This is a genomic window from Ktedonobacter robiniae (assembly GCF_016587375.1).
In the GTDB taxonomy this organism is placed as follows: domain Bacteria; phylum Chloroflexota; class Ktedonobacteria; order Ktedonobacterales; family Ktedonobacteraceae; genus Ktedonobacter; species Ktedonobacter robiniae.
In genome coordinates this window covers 117,948-136,340 of sequence record NZ_BNJG01000006.1, presented here as the reverse complement: position 1 = coordinate 136,340, position 18,393 = coordinate 117,948, and the positions used below count along the sequence as shown (strand labels likewise).

Genomic DNA, 18,393 nt, shown 5'->3' with positions numbered 1-18,393 from the left:
AGTACTACAGCCCCACTTAGCGAGGTATGTATGTTACGAAGTGGCTTCGTAGGCTTCTTCTTTGTAGAAAACTGGTAACGTGGCAGTGAGCTTGTGGAGCCACCCCACGTTTTAAGTGGGGCTGTAGTACTCAGATAGTGTTTTAAAACGGTCGCGATGGGAAAGCTGGCACGAGCGTGGTGAGCATACGGTAGCTGGCAGAGAGCTTGATAAAGGCCTCACTGCTCTGTGGGAGCCCTCGTGATCGCGGCAAAGCCTCCTCCAGCGCACGATCCAGGAGAAACTGCGCTCAATGATCCATCGCTTGGGCTGAGGCCGCAAGCCTGTGGGAAACAATGCGTCCCAGTCCACCTCCTCCCCTTCGGGCACGAGCAGGCCTCGTTTGGGGAGCGTGACTGCATGGATGGTCTCAATCGTCCAGCCCAGCGTTTCTTTCACCCAGGTCAGAAAGGTTCCGCCGTAATGACTATCGCCCCAAATGAGCTGCAGACGGGGAAGCGCATTCTTGAGTGGCTCGAGCAGGGCAGTGCCGCCCTGGTGATCAGAGGCCTGGGCTCCTGTCACCTTCACAGCCAACAGATTGCCCTGCGTATCGACGAATGCATGACGCTTGCGGCCCCACGTTTTTTTTTCCGACGTCGTAGCCCTTTTCAGGACCCCGAACCGCACTCGTTTTGATGGATTGACTGTCGATGATCGCCGCACTTGGCTCTTCCTCTCGGCCTTGCCTGGTGCGCATCCGCATGCGTAGGGTTTGCAGAATACGATCCCAAACGCCTTCGCGCTCCCAGCGGTGAAAATTGTAATAGACGCTTTGCCACGCGGGAAATTCATGGGGCAGCATGCGCCAGGGACATCCACTGCGCAAAACGTACAAAATTGCATTGACGACCTCGCGTCGCGAGACAAACGGCTTGCGGCCCTGCAGGGATGGTTGAGGGATCAGGGGTTCCAACAGTTCCCACTGCTCATCCGTCAGATCGGAGGGATAGGCTTTCCTCCCCAGTGTCACCTTCATACGCCTTCTGCACTTTCTTTCTGCTTCTTCGACTCGTTACATCAACCCCTTTCTTCTTCCTCTCGGCGAGATGACCACTTTCAAACACTATCTTAGATCGTGCAAGAGAATTTGCCGTAGAAACCCAGGCCAGAGGCTTAACCTAAAAAACTGCCGTCAATAATAGCGATGCACAAACGCTCTACGAGGTCGCAGGGTGGCAGAAAGACAGACAGTTCTATTCATATAATCTGTATTTATAGCGAAGAAGTTGAGTTGAAACTAAATTCTGCTTTTTTGTTCTCCATGAAAGATCAGCATTTTTGGGGGTTGTAGACATACGCTCCTGTCTGTTCTTCTTATTGAAACGTTTTGAAGACCTCGCTTGCTCGTAAATGGCCCCCTTATTATAGCTATGAATGGCTCTTTTAACAGTTCCATTGTCGTAGTATACTGCTGCCATCGAGATGGTAGTAAGTGCGAAGAGTTGACAGATTTTAGGGCGAAGAGTGATCAATCGGCGCGAAGAGTGATCAGCTCATCTATTGCTGATGAGCAACATGGCTCTACAAGCAGATTTACCACTTTCAATAGTGTAAATTCATGAGCAAAAATTGCTTGGATTGTGAGCTTCTGCTGCCCTGTTCCGGCCTTTTTTGGGCTGAAGCAGGCGCGTCTCGCTGGGGTTCATGCTACTATAGCCCACTCATAACAGGCAAAAACAGGAAAATTCGCACGCGAATTGACAGAAACGCTTGAGAACGATCCGCATCTCAAGCGGCTTCCCTCGTCGCCAATAGTTGAGCTGATCACTCTTCGCGCCGATTGATCACTCTTCGCCCTAAAACCTGATCACTCGTCACCTTATTTACCAAGCCTTGCTTAAGGAAAACAGGCGCTGAAAAAACCTGAGATCCTTTTACTTCCTAACAAAAATTCATTGATGGAGACCCCTATGCTCGATTTTAGTGCAGTGACAAGCGGCTCTCAGACCCTGGCAGGCATAGCCGCTGGTCTGACAAAGACCGATCTTTATCAGCTTACCGATGAAACGATCAATGTAATGCAAGAGATCATTACTGATACAGTTGATGCGGACGTGACATTCGTGCCGCTAGATCCCCAGGCGAACGATACCTTTGGGAATTCTGAAGAGGCCGCCCTGGCGTGGACCCTGGGCCACGTGGTGGTTCACGCCACCGCTTCATCCGAAGAGGCCGCCGCCCTGGCTCTCGTGCTGGCCCGCGGTCTGCAGGTTGAGGGTCGTTCGCGTTACGAGACTCCCTGGGAGAGCGTGACAAGTATCGCTCAGGTGCGCCAGCGTCTTGAGGAGAGCCGTCGTATGCGTAAAGCTATGCTCGACGCGTGGCCTGACGAGCCTCACCTGGATACTATAATGACATATTCATTCTTCCCGCAAGCTGGCGAACTCAATGCCATTGGCCGCTTTATCCTGGGTTTATACCACGATGCATCTCATCTGGATCAAATGCGTGAAATAGTGCACCAGGCAAGCGCGTCTCGTGTGTGACATTGTTGTGATGGGGCGGCTAAAGTGGTTCTGTCAGAACTCAAACTCCATCTGGGCATGAGGGTGACACTTCTGATATGCTCGTGCTATTATTTTGACGGAATGAGGAACGTTGACCGATGAACTGCCCCAAATGCGCCACAGCTGAGACCAGGGAAAGATCAAAGAAAACCAAATGTGGCTATGCCACGTTCTTCTGCCCTCACTGTCAATCTCCGTTCAATGAGCGAACTGGCACTCCCTTTAACCATCTCGAATTCCCCACTGATATCGTCCTGCTGGCTGTCTTGTGGCGACTACGCTACAAATTGAGCCTACGTGACGTTGCTGAGATGTTTTTAGCGCGTGGATTTTCGTTCACTCACGAAGCCATCCGAGACTGGGAAGCGCGTTTTGCACCTTTGAGAACAGATCAGTGACGTGTCAAGCGGCAAGGGAAGGCCGGAAAATCCTGGTACATGGATGAGACGTACGTCAAAGTGCATGGGACGTGGTGCTATTTGTATCGAGCGATCGACCACGAGGGCCATCTCGTTGATTCCATGTTGAGCGAGAAGCGACATATGGAATCAGCTCAGGCGTTTTTCAAACAGGCGGTGACTGTAGTCGGCTCTGTTCCCGATCAGGTCACAACGGATGGCCATGCGTCCTATCCCCGTGCCATACGCGAGACGATGGGATGTGAGGTCATACATCGGACGAATACATACCTCAATAATCGGCTAGAGCAAGACCATCGTGGGATCAAACAACGATACTCTCCCATGCGTGGTTTCGGAAGCTTCACATCAGCAGCGCAATTCTGTTGTGCCTTCGACAAATTGCGCAACTATCTCCGTCCTCGCCGCACCATGGGCGAAGTGGTCTCACTCCTGGAACAACGGCAGGCTTTTCTCCAACGTCTAGCTGCTCTCCAGAGAATGATACAAGCAACCTCATAAGTTAACGAGCGAGAGGCGAGCATTCTATTCGTCTGAGAAGCTTTTCTGTGATCTCAGTTCTGACAGAACCGATGTTGGTGCCTCCAGATGGTGACGGCGAAACCAGACGTAGGCTTCCTCTCTCAGCACATCCTCCTGATGTTCGAGGGGGAGCACCTCAGCAACCAACCACTGTTTCAGCTCTTCACCATCGGCCACGGTTGATTCTCGGAAATCAAAGAGTTTGCGGATCTCTGCCCGGTGGTACTCAATGGTCCGGCCTTGCCAGGCATATTGCAGATACATCTCTGCAGGTACATCAACTTGGTCAGCCACAAACGTAATGACGTTGCCAGGAATATCATTTTTGAAAGTAGGAAAGCGCGCCTCACGCTGAAAAAATTTGAGCAACACCGCAAATCCCAAGCGTGTTGCTCCCGTCTTGTTCCCAACCTGGGCTAAGTCCCAGGCACTCAGCATCCAGTGTTCAATCAAGTCTTCAATTTCCCATTGTCGCTTCATGCGTTCGCTCTTCGAGCTCCTTTCAATTTATGAGACTGCGAGTTCCTTGAATCGTGAGAGTCGGAACTCGCGGCTTCTTCATGAATAGAACGAAGAACAGCAATGAGTACAACATCAGATGCTTCTCGTAGGCAAAATGGGGTCAAGTTCCTTTCCAGAAAAAAAGGCGGAACTCTCGATGAGGAGGGCAATTCCCTCTTTTCGTGAAAAGTATACCTGATATGGAGCGGCTTTTCCAGGCATCACAGCGTCAAATTCCACTCTTCAGTGTACATTTCCATCCTTCAGTCAAAAATCGGTCAGCCTTTCACTTAAGGTTCATAACATCCAGGCAAGAACTCTTCAACAATCCCCTGGCAGAGTTCCTGCCTGGATGTTATGAACCTTGGACAACAGCTGACCTCTGAAGTGCAGCGTGCATCCCCTCCACCCACGCCTCAAGCTTTTCGGGAGCTTGAGGCGTCTCTTCCCCTCTTCCATCTGATCAGAGGGAAAAACAAGGAGGCTCATCTGAGGAGGGACCTCACGACTTACTTGGAAGTCGAAGAATCTTCCTGGGCTGAGTGCCTGGCTTCAACGAGCGATAGGAGCCCTCCTGGTGTCTCCTGTGAACCTCTGGGTTGTAGAGCATCGGTGGCGGTGGATTCTCTCCTGATGGTACCCTGCTGAGCGTTTCTTGGTCGGTCTTCAACAATGCAAAGATCATAGAAACCATTTGTCCAGCGATTCGCCCGATCACTTTCTTTTTCCCACGATAATCTTTTATGCGGTCGTCGTAGGTCGCCAGACGAGGGAGCAAACGGCGGTAGATCCGTGCCCATTCACAGTCAAGCGTTGCTGCCCGCACAGCCATGAGATAAAGCATCTGTTTCACTGGACGCACCCCTCTGTGAGAGAGCTTAGTTCGATCAAAGGTAACTCCCGTTTGATGTCTTGTCGGTGCCCAGCCCAAGTAGGATTTGAGTTCACCCGCTTTCTCGAAATTATCAATGTGTCCTATCGTTGCAATGATGGTCGCAGCCTGCACAGGGCCAATGGGTGGCATCGAGAGCAAAATTTGTCCTTCACGGCTGGTCCTGACGATGTCTGTAATCTCCGTGTCGAGGCGTTCTAAGTGTCCCTGGACCAGATGCAATTCTTTGATTAACAACTCTTGCTCAAGCTTCATCCCACGTAAACGGTCCTTGTTGTTGATACCAATTGTCTTCTCGGCTAATTGCTGAAGACGGAGCAGATTAGCTTCTGAAGGAAAATATTTCACCCGCGTTTCTCGGAGTGCAGAAAGACTGGCAGTGGCAATGTCGTGCGGCGTTGGGAACTTTTCTCGAAAGGTAAGAGCCACTTCGAGATTAGGGTCGTGAAAAATTTGCGTAAACTCAGGAAAGAGTTCATCACAAATGGCGGTCAACTTGTTTCTCAGCCGTGTGCGCTGATGCGAGAGTTCATAGCGATGTTGCATAAAGCCTCGTAATTGCTGTGCGGCTTGCGTTGGGGGCAGAGTCCGTCGAACCAGCTGCATTTTCTCTTCAACCTGGGCACCTAGTTCTAATTGGGTGTAGAGCCTATTGGCCAGTCCAAGAGCATCGCGCTTATCTGTCTTCGTCATGCCTTTGGGGCGCTCTTGCACGTGGATGCGGTAGACGGTGATATCCCACTCCAGAAGGTACTGCTCAAGATTTTTGTGATAATGCCCCGTGTGCTCAATCAGGACCGTGGCTTGTTCAAGAGGCACGTATTCTCGAATGCGGTCTACAAAGGCAAGAAAGCCTTCGCGTGACTGCTCAAAGGCAAAAACTGGACATCCCTCGAAACGCTCATGTCGCTGGAGCAAGGTTCGTGAAAGAAAGCCTGCCACATGCCGGAATTTGCCCACATCGACCCCGATGTAGAGCGTTTCATGAGGAAGCATTGGAATGAGTGCCAGGTCTGGACGGACTTTCTTCGCGCCTGCCATCTGAAGAACCCTCCCACACGCAACTGGGAAACGTCACTATGCTGTGAGTGTTGGCTGAGAGAGGCCGGGAACTGTGAATGTGTCCTACCCAGTTACACACAAAAGGTCTGCACTGGCGTCCTCATAGGTTCATGAAGGATCGTAACACATTCCCCACTTAAGTGAAAAGAGTCGAATTCCAAATTTACCAAAGGGTTCTCCAGTTCCCACTTCTCAGAGTAGCGAGCTCTCAGTGCCTCCCTCAAAATGAGTATCGCAGAAGGCTTGGTTGCCTGTCAAGCTGGTCTGTGTCAGGCTGTTGTGTGTAATTTACCAGGTGTGCTATACTAGCAGCATAAGGGTCTCGTTCAGCTGCACACGTTCGCGTCGCAAGATAGCAGACGGCATGTGAAGGAGACCATTGAGAGGTGTTGCTGCTGTTGGCTCAGATCGCAGCAAGAGCGCGGTGGGCGAGCAGAGGACGCAAGAACCCTCCAATCCGGTGAGAAGTTTACACCTCTTTCAGCTTTACTCTGCCTCGCGCAAAAAGTTGTGGCGCACCCGTCGCAATCCCTACGATATGCGTCATCAAGTGATTCACATCACTCTGACGCGATGTTCTGCAAGGCCCCATCAGCGAGTGCAAAAGCACTCCGAACGGAAGGATCTGCAATGTCCGACTTCCGGACCCAGGTCATCCAGGCCAAGATCGTGATCCTCGCCAAGGACAATGTCGATCACGCGCTCGCGGACGACGGCTCCGGCTCGATGAACACGAAGGACGTCCGCACCGGCGGCCGCTTCCTCTCCGGCACCACCACCCGGTGGGCCTACACCGTCGGGCGCTCCATCGAGCTCGCGCGGCAGGCGGAGCGGTTCGACCACGACGGCATCGACTTCGCGATCTTCAACCACGGCATCAGGATCTACGAGAGCCAGACGTCCGAGGCGATCGCGCAGACGCTGCACAGCAACCGTCCCGGCGGCGGCACGGCGACCCACCTCGCGGTGGAGTGGGGCTACCAGCTCTACCAGCGCAAGGTGGCGGCCGGCGGCTACAACAAGAAGTTCCGCCTCACCGTCGTCACCGATGGCGAGACGGACCTGAAAGCCCTCCAGGCGACCATCGTCCGCATCGCGAACGAGGTCGGCGCGCAGGCGGGCAAGCAGAAGAACGAGGACGGGTACCCGTTCAACATCACCTTCCTGCTGGTCGGTGACGAGAACGAGATCCCGATCGACTTCTTCGAGCAGCTCGACCGCGGCCTGAGCAGGTTGACCGACCACGACATCGTCAAGGTCGGACGGCTGGAGAACGCGGAGATCAAGTCGGCCTAGCCGACCTGGTCACCGACAGGATTGAAGGCTCCCGTCTGACGTCCTGAGGCAACATCGCACCACGCAACGGGCACCCCCTCCTCCCCACCGGGGAACGAGGAGGTGCCCGTTGTCGTTTCACGGATGCAACGGAATATTTCGACAATCATGAGATAATGAGGGAGGGCTAAGATCCTGGCGAAAAGGTGCATTAGCGCACCTTTGTTCTAACTATTACAGGGGTGTGTATCCTCTTAACGTCTAAATCCTTGCAAGGCATAGACAATTTGTAGCGGTCTCACGACACATATGACATTCCAAACTGGATAGGTAATAACGTCCGTTATCGCAATTCAAGCTCAAAAAACCTTACTGCACAAAATTGTCAGGATCTTAGTCCATCCTCATGCTCAACCATCTTACAATCAAGCGATGGAGCGCTTCCCAATTCCGTAGTAGGCCATTATGCAGCATTTGCTGTTTTACGCCCGCTACCTTGCGGCTGAATAGTCCGTAAGCAAATGACAAAAACGAACCTGTTCATTGCGCGGTGAGGTGGGGATCACATAGCGGATCTCCACCTCATCCATCGTGACGACCACGCGGTCGACGAGCAATTCTACCAACTGCCTTTTCTGCTCAAAGGTGGCCTGAGAGAGGCCACAACGAATACGCTGACAAAATTCGTTGATCGAGCAAGTGATGCTGGCTCATTCCATGTACTGTTGGACACTCGCTTCAATCTGGTTCGCTTGCGCCTCCACTGCTGCCAACCGCTGTTCCACGTCTTGCCGCCGCCGTTTGTATTCTCCAAGAGGAAATGCCTCGGCGAGGTAAGCCTCAGTCAGCCGTTCCAATTGTCCACACAGGGTGTTACGTGCTTTGCGGACCTGTGTCCGGCGAGCTTGAAGTTCTTGCGGAAGCCATGCCCCCGCTTGTGCGCGCTGTAGCGCCTGTTCAATGACGACCGGGTATTGCAGCACTTCACAGAGGTCTTGCCAGACCAATGTATCCAATTGCCCGGCAGGAATATAACGAGAATGGCAGCATTCCTCTCGTCGAGAATGGATAGGCCCCTGCTTTCCTCGGCAGACATAGTAGGCATGTCCAGAACTCGTCCGAGCCAAACACGAAAGGTGGCACAGACCACAACTGACCAAGGCACGCAACAGGTACTGATGAGAGGTATTGTTCCGACGGGCAAAGTGCACATTGTCTGCCAATTTTGCCTGGACCCGATCAAATTGCTCTTGTGAAACAATCGCTGGCACCTGCCCCACCACAATCCACTCATCAGAGGACGTTTCTTGCGTACTGGATCGACGCCCAATTGGTTGCAAAGGGGAAAAACGACGGTGTTTCGCGACAAGACGTTCTCGACCCGCATACACCGTCCCGGCGTAAACCGGATTCCTCAAGACGTCACGTAAGGTGGTCAGGCTCCAATACGACTTTCCCTTGGGAGTAGGAATCCCGAGCTGATGTAAGTGCTTGGCGAGTTGCTCCAAGCCATGCCCGTCTTGCAGATAATACGCAAAGATTTCTGCCACATGGACCGCTTCAGGTTCTTGAAGACGGACTCCTGATGGATCCCGTGGATGATCAGGATCTAAGCGATACCCATAAGGAGGGCAACTCCAGGGAAGCATCGTCCCTGCCCGGAATTTTTGCAGACGACCTCGACGCATCCGTTCAGCAATGAGGGTACGTTCATATTCGGCCACTGCTCCTCGGATTTGCAACAGTAACTGATCGTGAGGATCCTGACTCATGGGATGCTCAACAAATTCCACCTGACAGCCCCCTCGCTCCAATTCCTCAACGAGGAGGACTTGATGCACATATTTGCGGGCGAGACGATCGGGTGCTGTGATGAGAACCCGATCAAAGGTCGCTCTTCCTACCTGATCTCGTAACCGATCTCACCCCGGCCGTTTGAGACTGGCTCCGCTGTAGCCATCATCTCGAAAAATCTGGACGTCTTCCCAGAACCAGTTCTCACACTGGCAATGTGTCTGTAATCGTTCCAATTGCTGCTCGATGGTCTGTGTCTGAACTTGGCGATGACCCGAAACACGAACATAGACTGCGATGTTCATCAATTTCCTCCTGAATGACTGACTCCTGTTGCGGAGCATTCGTCTTGCGGAGCATTCGTCCATCGCAGAAGGCATTGGTAGGCCTGATCCCAGCGGGAGAGGGCACGGAGATGCTCAACTCCCTGCCGACGGCACTTCCAGTGGCGCTGCTTCATCAGTCCCCTCCACGACGATACCTAATGATTTCTTCTCTGTTGAGAAGATACGAGGAGGGGACAAAGAACGTTCTATTGCGGATGATGTGCCAAGCGCCAATGAGAAAGGTGGAGCTGAGCATGACGGCTCATACAGAATTTGTCATTTGCTATCATACCATTTGGTGACACCTTACGTTGCGCTACCCCTGATACCCTCTGGAAAGCGTATACCCCTGAGTGGGATTTACATCAACTGCGCCATACAGCGATTAGCGTTCGCGCAGCCCATGGGTATACCGAAGTCGATCTTAAACGCTTTAGCGGACATACCTCTTTGCGGGTTGTGTTGCAAGAAATGCGAAGAAAACAAAGCGAGCGTGGAATGGCTCTCCTTGTTGAGCTTAGGCAACGCTTCCAAAGAGCCTAGCAACCAGTGCGACCTGCCCTCCCACATCGCCTTTGGCTACTCCGTGCACTTGCCCTTTCCGTCTCATGTTCATCATCTCAAAACCTTGCAGCGTTCGCCACGCTGTCTCGAAGGAAAAAAAGCCCATTCCCGGCTTCGTCAATCGCTTGATGAACCGGTGATCTTGCTCGATGAGATTGTTGAGGTACTTCACTTGTCGTAATTCACAGCTTGCGTGGATATATCCTTCTGCTTTGAGGTCATTAAATGCTTTGGGGTAGGCTGAGTTTTTGTCCACGTTGATGACACGAGGCTCTGTGGTATGAGAGGCAGCAAGCATCTTGAGAAAGAAGCGCGTTGCGGCGTGCGCATCTCGTGTCGAACTCAAAAAGAAATCTCGAACTCAAAAAGAAATCGAGCGTGTTGCCTTTTGAATCAGCTGCACGATAGAGGTAAACCCACTGCTTTTTCACCTTGATGTAGGTCTCGTCCACACGCCACGAGTCGTTCGTCGGCTTCACGTAAGGACGACACCGTCGCTCAAGCTCAGAAGCATACTCCTGCACCCAGCGATAGATCGTGGTGTGATCGACGTGCAGACCCCGTTCCAGCATGATCTCTTCAAGATCGCGATAGCTCAAGGCATACCGCAAGTACCAGCGCACGCAGAGCAGAATGATGTCGGTCTGGAAATGACGCCATTTGAACGGATTCTGTTCGATCATAATGGAAAAACTCCTCTGCTCTGCTTCAAATAAAGAAGAGTTTATCATCGCCTCTTCATTCTTGCAACACAACCCCTCCAGCTTCAGCAGCTCATTTATCAGGTCTCTGAAGCGATCAGACGGGAGGTGCCCACGGAACGGCTCTCCATACAAACGCTTGGCGGTCAACAAGGCAATCGCCATGTGCATTGGCACGTTGCTCCCTTGCCTCCAGGTGTTCCCTATGAACTTCAGCAAACCGCTGCTCTTGACTCCTCAAAAGGGGTGCTCGACATTCCAGATGAGGAAATGGCCTCACTGGCTCGCTCCATTCGCCAGGCTATGCAACAACTCCGTCCTTCCCTAATGCCCCCTCCCTCGAACTGATTCATCCAGTTCACAGCGCGTCGTGGGGCTTCCCATCCAATTCCTTGCACGTAGCTCATTGCGCATCTCGTGAGCCAGGCAATCCCTCTGTTCAAACAGCACTGAAACGGAGGGTAGGTGGTCGTGCTCGTGACCTCGATCGCGCTGGACGCAACTCAACCTGCTCTTCAACATGCAGCCTCCCACTGCTCATCCCCTGGGGCAGCCACAGCGGCGACACCTCCACTTGAGAGAAAATCCGCGCGGACCTCACCCGCTCTCGCCACCACGGCAGATCAGCCTTCTTTCTGCAACACAGCTTGTTTTTATACGACTTCAGAAATTGAGCAAGTCAGTCGATCTCTCTTTTTGGAGAGGATACTGATTGTATCAGTTTTTCTTCGTTCGAAAAAAATGGTTCCTAGCAGATGATAAGCGGAAGATACCCGAGAGAGAAGGAGCGAAAAAGATGGCAGATATTCCCAACTTGCCACTTTTTGATGAAGTCGCGGCATCACTACGAGAAAAAAAGAGGTATCAGAAGGAACTATCGGAGCAGGAAGTTGCTCAGGTGATGGAAAGTGTCGTTCGAAGTCTGCTGGCAGGACAAGCAAAAATCAAAGCAGTTGTTCCTAAACCAACAGTTCATATTGAGCATGAGGTCGGTACCGTTTCTGGGAACGTTCGTGTAGAAGCCCCCATAAAAGCCACTATTACCATTGACTGTGCTTTAGAGAACGATGTAGTTCCGCAACACTTGAAATTAATAGGATCGAATATTAAAGAGGATGCGCCATTGCCAGCAAAGCTTGCCCTGAAAGCTCTCAATCTGAAACAGAGAGTGAGTGAGAAACTGGCTGATCCTAATCAGGCTTTAGGCGCTGCGTTAGCACGTCAACTACAGTCAAGAGGGGTAAGGTTAACAGAGACGGGGTTGCATTTTCATGAGCGCATGCTGGTTATTGACTTAAAAGGTGAGCCGATGAGCACCAGTAGATAAGCCAGGTGAATGACGCGAGCCACATGATTTCAGGACGTCTTCGTAAGATGATGCATCGGCAATGCTGACAAGGTATGTGGCATCGATGGCGAGGAAACAAGCGGTGGGCGATCCCGACCGCTCGCTCATACTTTTCTTTTCCTCGCCATCGGTGCGATAGTACCCATTCCTTTGGAAGTGAAGCCGTTCACTCCGCTCCTCATCGACATTCACTGCCCCATTCTCTCTCTCAATTTCATACACACGAAACACGAAATACGCACAGCATTCACCCAGAGCGACCACCACCATTGGTCAGAAAACGTGCGGTCAGCAGACAATGCCTTGAGCCCCAATACTCGCCCTTGGATTTGCCATGCCACGAGCAGAGGAGTCAACCGAAGATCCCTGGGCCTAGTTGCCGGTTGTTCGCCATTATAGACGTGCGCGAGGCTATTGGCCAGCGTTTCAACACGTCCATTCTCAGACAGCAACTACTCCTCAACACAGCGCTGTGCCTCACGCGTCCCATAACTCCCGTCAGTATTCCCAATAAGGCGCAACAGGGGAGGGATCGAGAACATCGCCAGGAACTCGACTCTCCCTCCTGCTGACCCCTTTTTGCTTACCCTCTCCTCGCTTCCGGCGGACTCAACACCACCACTTGCCGATCCACAATCTGCACACCAGGACGCAACCGAATGGCGTAGGTCCGGCTGTTGATCTCACCGAGCACCTGCCCCTGCTCTCCTATACTCGAAAGAGGCACCCACTCGCTTCCCTGCTTGGCAAGTGAGGCCAAATGCTCCACCTCCCAGGGCAACGTCGACTGCACCCTCACCCCCTCTTCGGTCTTTCTCAATCGCATGACTTGTGCGACCCTTCCTTCTGCCAAAAATATGCCTCTATTGTACCTCATCTCGTCTCTCCCCTCATCCCCTGGCGGACACGGGGCACCTCCACCACACCGCACCATGAGGCACACACCCTCTCCACTGCACCTCGCACATCACGGCGTAGACGATGGCGAGACGACGACTGCTCCCCCTGCACCCACCACCACGAGCGGATGCGCCTGGCTGCAATCTTTCTCCCTCCCTCACACACCAATACCTCACCCAGGGCAAAAATAAAACTCATCAGATATGATAGGATCAAAAGAGAAGAAGAGAAATATGATGACAACGCAAGCCCCATTCAAATGGCGTCATTTTGAGGCAGAGATCATTTTGCTGTGCGTCCGCTGGTATCTCAGATATGCTTTAAGCTATCGTGATCTGGAAGAAATGATGGCAGAACGAGGTTTGCACGTTGACCATACCACCATTTACCGCTGGGTACAGCGCTACGCGCCAGAGTTGGAGAAGCGCTGTCGCCCTCATCTCAAAGGGACGACCAACTCGTGGCGCGTAGATGAGACCTACGTGAAGGTGCGCCGCTTCGGCGCTTGTGATGATTCCATCTCGAGGATGGCAAGGTTGAAAGCAGATGACCTTGAGGACGACTGGCCGACCTGGCGTCGAAAGACAAAGGGGAAAGTAGCATGCTTGTAAAGCGGCGGAACACGAAGATAGGTAGTGTAGTGCGCCGCAAGTCCTGTCCGCATGGTGAAGCTTGAATGAGTTGAACCCAAGTTCCCAACGATGTGTAGGTCATCCATCGCAGCCTATCTGAAGCGATGACACTGGAATACCTCTCAGACTTTCACGGAGAGGGAACGCTTTCTCCAGTGAGTGACCAGTAGTGAACTGGTTGAAGGGGACGAAATGGGCACCTAAACGGACTGAACGTCTCACAGGCACAAATGCGGGATCGCCTAAGGGATGAGAATCCGATGGCGACGGAGTTCCCGTAGTAGCCAAATGCCCAGGGTAATTCCTGGGACACGACGAAGGGGAACAGGGAGTATCGTCGGGAAAGGGACGCGTAATGCGGAGAGCCAACTCGGAAGAACGGCGAGAAACTGGAGAGCCGTGTGCTGAGGAAACCTGCAAGCACGGTTCGGGGGAGGGCGTGCGACACGAGGCCGTATGAATAGCTGTGAGACTGGCATGAACAGGATCTCACCTGGGGTTCTGCCCCCGGTACCCTACCAAGACATGCGGCTGGAGTAATCCGGCGGTGTGAAGCTCTTGGGACAATGGATGCCTCGCTTGTAAAAGCGGTAGTGAACCCGCGAGGAGTTCACTACGACTGCTAGCATCAAAGCGGTCGGGAACTAGGGTTGGATCGTATGGTTAACAGATGTGAACTGTCCAAAACGTCGTCACCGAAAACAAGCCAAAGACAGACGGAAGCTTGGTCGTATGCAGAGATGTTGTACCTTGGTCTTTAGGGAAGGAAGCCGAAGGCTCATCAAGCACCCCAGGGGAGTTCGAGGCTTGGTGGAATGGCAGGATGTTGCTCATGCCAGGAGCGCGGAGCAAGCGATGCCGCCAGGCCCGACCCTTGACCGGGGTGACCAGACTCGGCGCGAGCGAGAGCGATCAGGTGATGATGGTGCTCCTCAATGCAGAACCCTGGTCGCTCTCGGCGAGAGCCGCTCAGTCAGCCCGGTCAAGGGCGACATCGCCCGCGCTCCTGGCTTGCAGAGACGAAGGAGAAGAGAGTGTTTTCCCATATACCTCTGTTTGCATTCTTTCACATTGCTAGATAGTATTACAGATGGATAGGCAACTTGGGGCTAGCTACCTCAGAGGAGAAGCCGCAGACTCCTTAAGCCAAAGTGGGTATGGACTCCTTCAGCATCAGTGGGGGAGGCGAGCAGGACTCTTGATACGTCTGTGGGCCACAGAGGACTCCTAGTCTGTCTTTGGGTGTGACGCCTCCACGGCTTCTCGCCTATTCACCCACAAAGATATATTTGCCTCCTGGAAGGAGGATCTCGTTGATGAGAAAACGAGTGCAACAAGGACCTGCTCTTCATGCTGTTCCTCTTCTCAAGCATGAGCCGTTGTACATCGGCATCGATGTCGGCAAGGCGAAGCATGTGGCCGGCTTTGTCTCGGCCACCCTTCTGGAGCGCCATCAACGCTTTGAGGCGTGTCCAGCGCTTGCCTTCGAGAACTCGCGAGAGGGCTTTCGCGCCCTTCTAGAGCGGATACAAAGCTTCGCGCCTCTTGAACACTGTTTCATATTGATGGAAAAAACGGGGCATTACCACTTTGCACTCCAGCAATACCTGCAAGAATGCGATATCCCAGTCTACACGATGCATGTCCAAACAAGGCCAGCTGGGATGCTCAAGACGGATAAGCGTGATGCCCTTGGTCTTGCGAATACGTTGTACAACCAGTTACAGCTCGGTATCCAGGTAGCAGACAAAACCCACTTGGTCCGGCGAGCAGAGCCCCAACAGCAGCATCGGCGCAACTCAAAGGACTGATCCGCCATCGCTACGAATTGGTCCGAGAGAGTACACAAAGAAAGAATAAACTGACAGCGATCTGTGATGAGATTTTTCCAGAATTAACCGCTGTGCTCAAAGACCCAAATTTGCCCACTGCGCTAACCCTACGTGAGAAGTTCCCGACTCCTCATGCGATTGCCACAGCAAGTCTCATGGCACTGCAGGAAGCCAGGGGCTACACGCGGACACTCCCTGACAGCAAGCTCTTAGAATTGCAGCGACTTGCCGTTGGCAGTATTGGCACGAAGGATGTCATACGCCAACGTGGTCTCGTGCTTGAACAAGGCCAATTGATTAAAGAACTCAGGCTTTTGCAGGAGCATGTCGGGCAATTAGAGAGCGAGATCAAAACCATTGTGGACCAGGCGCGTGAAGGGAAAATTCTCCTCTCAATGGGAATTGGACCAATCCAGGCAGCCACGATCATTGCAGCAATTGGCTCCATCCTCAACTTTCCCAATGCGGGAACGCTCAAATCATATTTCGGTTGGGCGCCAATGCGGGAGCAGACTGGGACGACATTTGATCGAAGCCATCTGACATCCAGGGGAAGTCGGACTATGCGGCAGATGATGTTCCTCATTGTTGCAAGCGTCACCCGCCAGGAGACAGAATGGGCTTATCTCTACAAGCGCTTGGTCCAAGCCAAGTGTCCTTACGATGAGCATACTGGGGAGAGAAAAGGAAAGCTTCGTGTCATGGGTCGTGTAGCTGGACAGATGATTGAAACGATGTATGCCCTGCTGAAAATAGATGCTGAGATACTGAGTAAAATACCACCAGATCAGGAACCTCCCCCACCTATCCTGTATGACCCCGCTCTCCATCGCAGACACCGAGAGGGTCATTACCAGCCGCTAAAGTCATCTCCACATCCAAGTATCATCATGCTTCAACCAAAGTAAGATTCCATACACACAAAAGATTAGCATGCAAGAGCTTGAATATAATGGCCACGTTTCATCGTGTTACTTCTGGAGAGGTACTCAGGGGTCGCTCCCTTGAGCGATGGACCCGCCAAACCTTAGATTCCATATGAGTCAACCTTTAAGACGTAAGTGGGGGATGTGTGCGAAATCCTTCATATGCCTTTGAAGGACCAGAACAACTTTTCGTGTGTATCTGGGCAGGCCACATCCACGGGTTCTGACCTCTCCACCCACCAATAGAGAGGGTAAGGAAGCCTCATTTCACACGTGTGTGAGGGGACCAGCCCATGCCAAACAAGAAAACCTCTCCCGACCTCAAAGTATTGCCGATGCTTCCCCATGAGTCCATCTACATTGGGGTAGACATTGGGAAGCAAAAACACATTGCTGGTTTTGTTTCAAAAACCCTTTTAGAGCGCCACAAGCACTTCGAGAACTGTCCGGCCTTCTCCTTTGAAGCATCTCGTGAGGGTTTTCGATCATTTGTTGAGCGTATCCGTGACTATTGCCCACTCGAGCACATTTTTGTGCTCATGGAGCTGACCGGCCACTACCATAGGTCGCTACAGCAGTATCTGCTCGAGTTGGATATCCCCGTGTATGTGATGCATGTTCAACGCCGGCAAGCAAGCATGATTAAGACGGACAAGCGGGATGCATTAAGCCTGGCTAACCAACTCTACACGCAACTAGAATTGGGAGCACAAGTGACAGACAAATTACAGGCCGTGCGGCGTACTGTCCCTCCATCGGCAACTGCATCCCAACTCAAAGGCTTAATGCGTCATCGCTACGAACTGGTCAATGAAGCCACACAGAGGAAAAACAAACTGACGGCCATTTGTGACGAACTCTTTCCAGAATTAACCCAGGTCTTGAAAGATCCCAACCTGGCAACCGCATTGGCACTGCGCGAGCGGTTTCCTACACCTCATGCTCTTGCTACAGCGAGCTTCACAGCCCTTAGCGAAGTGAGAGTGGGGCGGCGAGCATCAGACGCTGACTTGCTCCACTTACAGCACCTTGCCACGCAAAGTATCGGCACTAAAGATGTAGCAAGGCAACGCAGTCTGGTGCTGGAACAAAGCTTGCTGATCAAGGAATTACGACTCATCCAGGAGCATCTAGAGCGGCTGGAAGGGGAAGTGTGCCAGATTGTCACGCAAAGCCGCGAAGGGCAAATTCTCACTTCCATTCCTCCGATCGGCCCGCTAGATGCCGCAACCCTCATTGCAGTCATTGGTTCCATTGCCAATTTTGAGAAGGCATGCGACCTCAAATCGTACCTGGGCTGGGCACCCAAGCGAGAGCAAACAGGGACTTCCTACGATCGAACCAGGCTTTCTCAGGGAGGATCACGTGAAGCGAAGAGAGCGATGTATCTCATCGTCTGGAGAGCCATTCGGACGGATACCGAGTGGTCGAAGCTCTACAAGCGTTTAGTTCCTCGCTTATGTTCCTACGACGAGAGAACGCAGTCTTACAGAGGAAAAGGGCGAGCAATCGGTCATGTCGCAGGCCGACTGATCACCCTCGCCTATGCATTGCTGCGGTATGACTATGAAGTAGTGAATCATCTGGCTCCTGGTACTGATCCTCCAGCGCCAATGCTCTATGACCTCGAAGTTCATCACCAGCACCGCTCAGGTCACTATCATCCTCTCAAAAGAAGACCTAGAGAGAACCGCATCGTACAGGTTGAGTCGTAGAATTTCTCCGAAGACAAAAGGGAAAGAGAGCCAGAGGCTCATCAAGCATCCTGGGAGCTTGAGGCTCGGTCGAAGTGCTCCCAGCGTGCTCATGCAAGCTGGAACGCGGGGCAAACGATGCCGCCAGGCCCGACCCTTGACGGAGAGGCTAGACTCGGCACGAGCGAGAGCGACCGGCTGCGGTAAAAACTCATCAATGCAGGACCCGGTCGCTCTCGGCAAGAGCCAGTCAGCCGATACCGTCAAGGGCGGCATCGTCCGCGCTCCGGCTTGCTGGTGGCAAAGGTGGAGCATGTCACGAAGAAGCTCCATGACATGCAGTAGTGGTCTTTTTTTCTGAAAGTTCTATATGCCTTACGTCTGAGGCTGACAGGCTTGAGCCAAAAGGCAGTGTGGATTGGTCCAGGGTGTGTCCCCTTACTCTGGCGCAGACGC

Annotated in this window: 15 protein-coding genes and 4 pseudogenes; 10 read left to right on the top strand and 9 right to left on the bottom strand. The window is 52.6% G+C overall.

Annotation, left to right across the window (positions count from 1 at the left end):
- Positions 1 to 111: 111 nt before the first annotated feature.
- Both JMJ04_RS44480 and JMJ04_RS44475 read right to left on the bottom strand, forming a co-directional pair.
- Positions 112 to 576 (bottom strand): hypothetical protein, encoded by a 465-nt coding sequence (locus JMJ04_RS44480; protein WP_236039157.1) that lies wholly within the window; start codon positions 574 to 576, stop codon positions 112 to 114.
- Complete coding sequence (locus JMJ04_RS44475; RefSeq protein WP_201369692.1) at positions 542 to 1,018, bottom strand: IS5 family transposase; 477 nt, start codon at positions 1,016 to 1,018, stop codon at positions 542 to 544. The genes JMJ04_RS44480 and JMJ04_RS44475 overlap by 35 nt, the downstream gene beginning before the upstream one ends.
- Before the next feature lie 934 nt (positions 1,019 to 1,952).
- Between JMJ04_RS44475 and JMJ04_RS44470 the strand changes: the two genes are divergently transcribed.
- Positions 1,953 to 2,528 (top strand): DinB family protein, encoded by a 576-nt coding sequence (locus JMJ04_RS44470; protein WP_201376779.1) that lies wholly within the window; start codon positions 1,953 to 1,955, stop codon positions 2,526 to 2,528.
- A gap of 119 nt (positions 2,529 to 2,647) precedes the next feature.
- Positions 2,648 to 3,469 (top strand): annotated as a pseudogene (locus JMJ04_RS44465) (IS6 family transposase).
- A 24-nt stretch (positions 3,470 to 3,493) separates the two neighbouring features.
- Here the strand turns inward: JMJ04_RS44465 and JMJ04_RS44460 are convergent.
- Together JMJ04_RS44460 and JMJ04_RS44455 are read right to left on the bottom strand one after the other, a co-directional pair.
- Positions 3,494 to 3,970, bottom strand: a complete 477-nt coding sequence (locus tag JMJ04_RS44460; protein ID WP_201376778.1) for a DUF4158 domain-containing protein — start codon at positions 3,968 to 3,970, stop codon at positions 3,494 to 3,496.
- A gap of 523 nt (positions 3,971 to 4,493) precedes the next feature.
- Positions 4,494 to 5,924 (bottom strand): IS110 family RNA-guided transposase, encoded by a 1,431-nt coding sequence (locus JMJ04_RS44455; RefSeq protein ID WP_201376777.1) that lies wholly within the window; start codon positions 5,922 to 5,924, stop codon positions 4,494 to 4,496.
- Positions 5,925 to 6,575: 651 nt separating this feature from the next.
- Here JMJ04_RS44455 and JMJ04_RS44450 point away from each other — a divergent pair.
- Entirely contained in the window at positions 6,576 to 7,241 is a 666-nt protein-coding gene (locus tag JMJ04_RS44450) for a vWA domain-containing protein (RefSeq protein ID WP_201376776.1), read from the top strand.
- Here the strand turns inward: JMJ04_RS44450 and JMJ04_RS44445 are convergent.
- The 4 genes and pseudogenes from JMJ04_RS44445 to JMJ04_RS44435 all read right to left on the bottom strand — a co-directional run bounded on the left by JMJ04_RS44445 (position 7,238) and on the right by JMJ04_RS44435 (position 10,587).
- Positions 7,238 to 7,432, bottom strand: a complete 195-nt coding sequence (locus JMJ04_RS44445; RefSeq protein WP_201376775.1) for a hypothetical protein — start codon at positions 7,430 to 7,432, stop codon at positions 7,238 to 7,240. The two genes, JMJ04_RS44450 and JMJ04_RS44445, sit on opposite strands and share 4 nt — an antisense overlap.
- 498 nt (positions 7,433 to 7,930) lie before the next feature.
- A complete protein-coding gene (locus JMJ04_RS47780; protein ID WP_236039174.1) occupies positions 7,931 to 8,869 on the bottom strand; it encodes a recombinase family protein in 939 nt (312 codons plus the stop codon).
- A gap of 63 nt (positions 8,870 to 8,932) precedes the next feature.
- A pseudogene (locus JMJ04_RS47775) lies at positions 8,933 to 9,319 on the bottom strand (recombinase family protein); the annotation flags it as partial.
- Positions 9,320 to 9,857: 538 nt separating this feature from the next.
- Positions 9,858 to 10,587: pseudogene (locus tag JMJ04_RS44435) on the bottom strand (IS6 family transposase).
- A 183-nt stretch (positions 10,588 to 10,770) separates the two neighbouring features.
- Between JMJ04_RS44435 and JMJ04_RS47770 the strand changes: the two are divergent.
- Together JMJ04_RS47770 and JMJ04_RS44425 are read left to right on the top strand one after the other, a co-directional pair.
- Positions 10,771 to 10,953 (top strand): hypothetical protein, encoded by a 183-nt coding sequence (locus JMJ04_RS47770; RefSeq protein ID WP_236039156.1) that lies wholly within the window; start codon positions 10,771 to 10,773, stop codon positions 10,951 to 10,953.
- 448 nt (positions 10,954 to 11,401) lie between these two features.
- Positions 11,402 to 11,932, top strand: coding sequence for a hypothetical protein (locus JMJ04_RS44425; RefSeq protein ID WP_201376774.1), 531 nt, complete (start codon positions 11,402 to 11,404; stop codon positions 11,930 to 11,932).
- Between the two features lie 604 nt (positions 11,933 to 12,536).
- Here the strand turns inward: JMJ04_RS44425 and JMJ04_RS44420 are convergent.
- A complete protein-coding gene (locus tag JMJ04_RS44420) occupies positions 12,537 to 12,779 on the bottom strand; it encodes a transcriptional regulator (protein ID WP_201376773.1) in 243 nt (80 codons plus the stop codon).
- Between the two features lie 310 nt (positions 12,780 to 13,089).
- Here JMJ04_RS44420 and JMJ04_RS44415 point away from each other — a divergent pair.
- The 5 genes and pseudogenes from JMJ04_RS44415 to JMJ04_RS44395 form a co-directional block, all read left to right on the top strand.
- Positions 13,090 to 13,347: pseudogene (locus JMJ04_RS44415) on the top strand (IS6 family transposase); the annotation flags it as partial.
- Between the two features lie 945 nt (positions 13,348 to 14,292).
- On the top strand, positions 14,293 to 14,583 hold the full coding sequence (locus tag JMJ04_RS44410; protein WP_201376772.1) for a hypothetical protein: 291 nt from the start codon (positions 14,293 to 14,295) through the stop codon (positions 14,581 to 14,583).
- A 218-nt stretch (positions 14,584 to 14,801) separates the two neighbouring features.
- Positions 14,802 to 15,296, top strand: a complete 495-nt coding sequence (locus JMJ04_RS44405) for an IS110 family transposase (RefSeq protein ID WP_201376771.1) — start codon at positions 14,802 to 14,804, stop codon at positions 15,294 to 15,296.
- Between the two features lie 176 nt (positions 15,297 to 15,472).
- Complete coding sequence (locus tag JMJ04_RS44400) at positions 15,473 to 16,225, top strand: transposase (protein ID WP_201376770.1); 753 nt, start codon at positions 15,473 to 15,475, stop codon at positions 16,223 to 16,225.
- Between the two features lie 311 nt (positions 16,226 to 16,536).
- A complete protein-coding gene (locus JMJ04_RS44395) occupies positions 16,537 to 17,958 on the top strand; it encodes an IS110 family RNA-guided transposase (RefSeq protein WP_201372733.1) in 1,422 nt (473 codons plus the stop codon).
- Positions 17,959 to 18,393 lie beyond the last annotated feature (435 nt).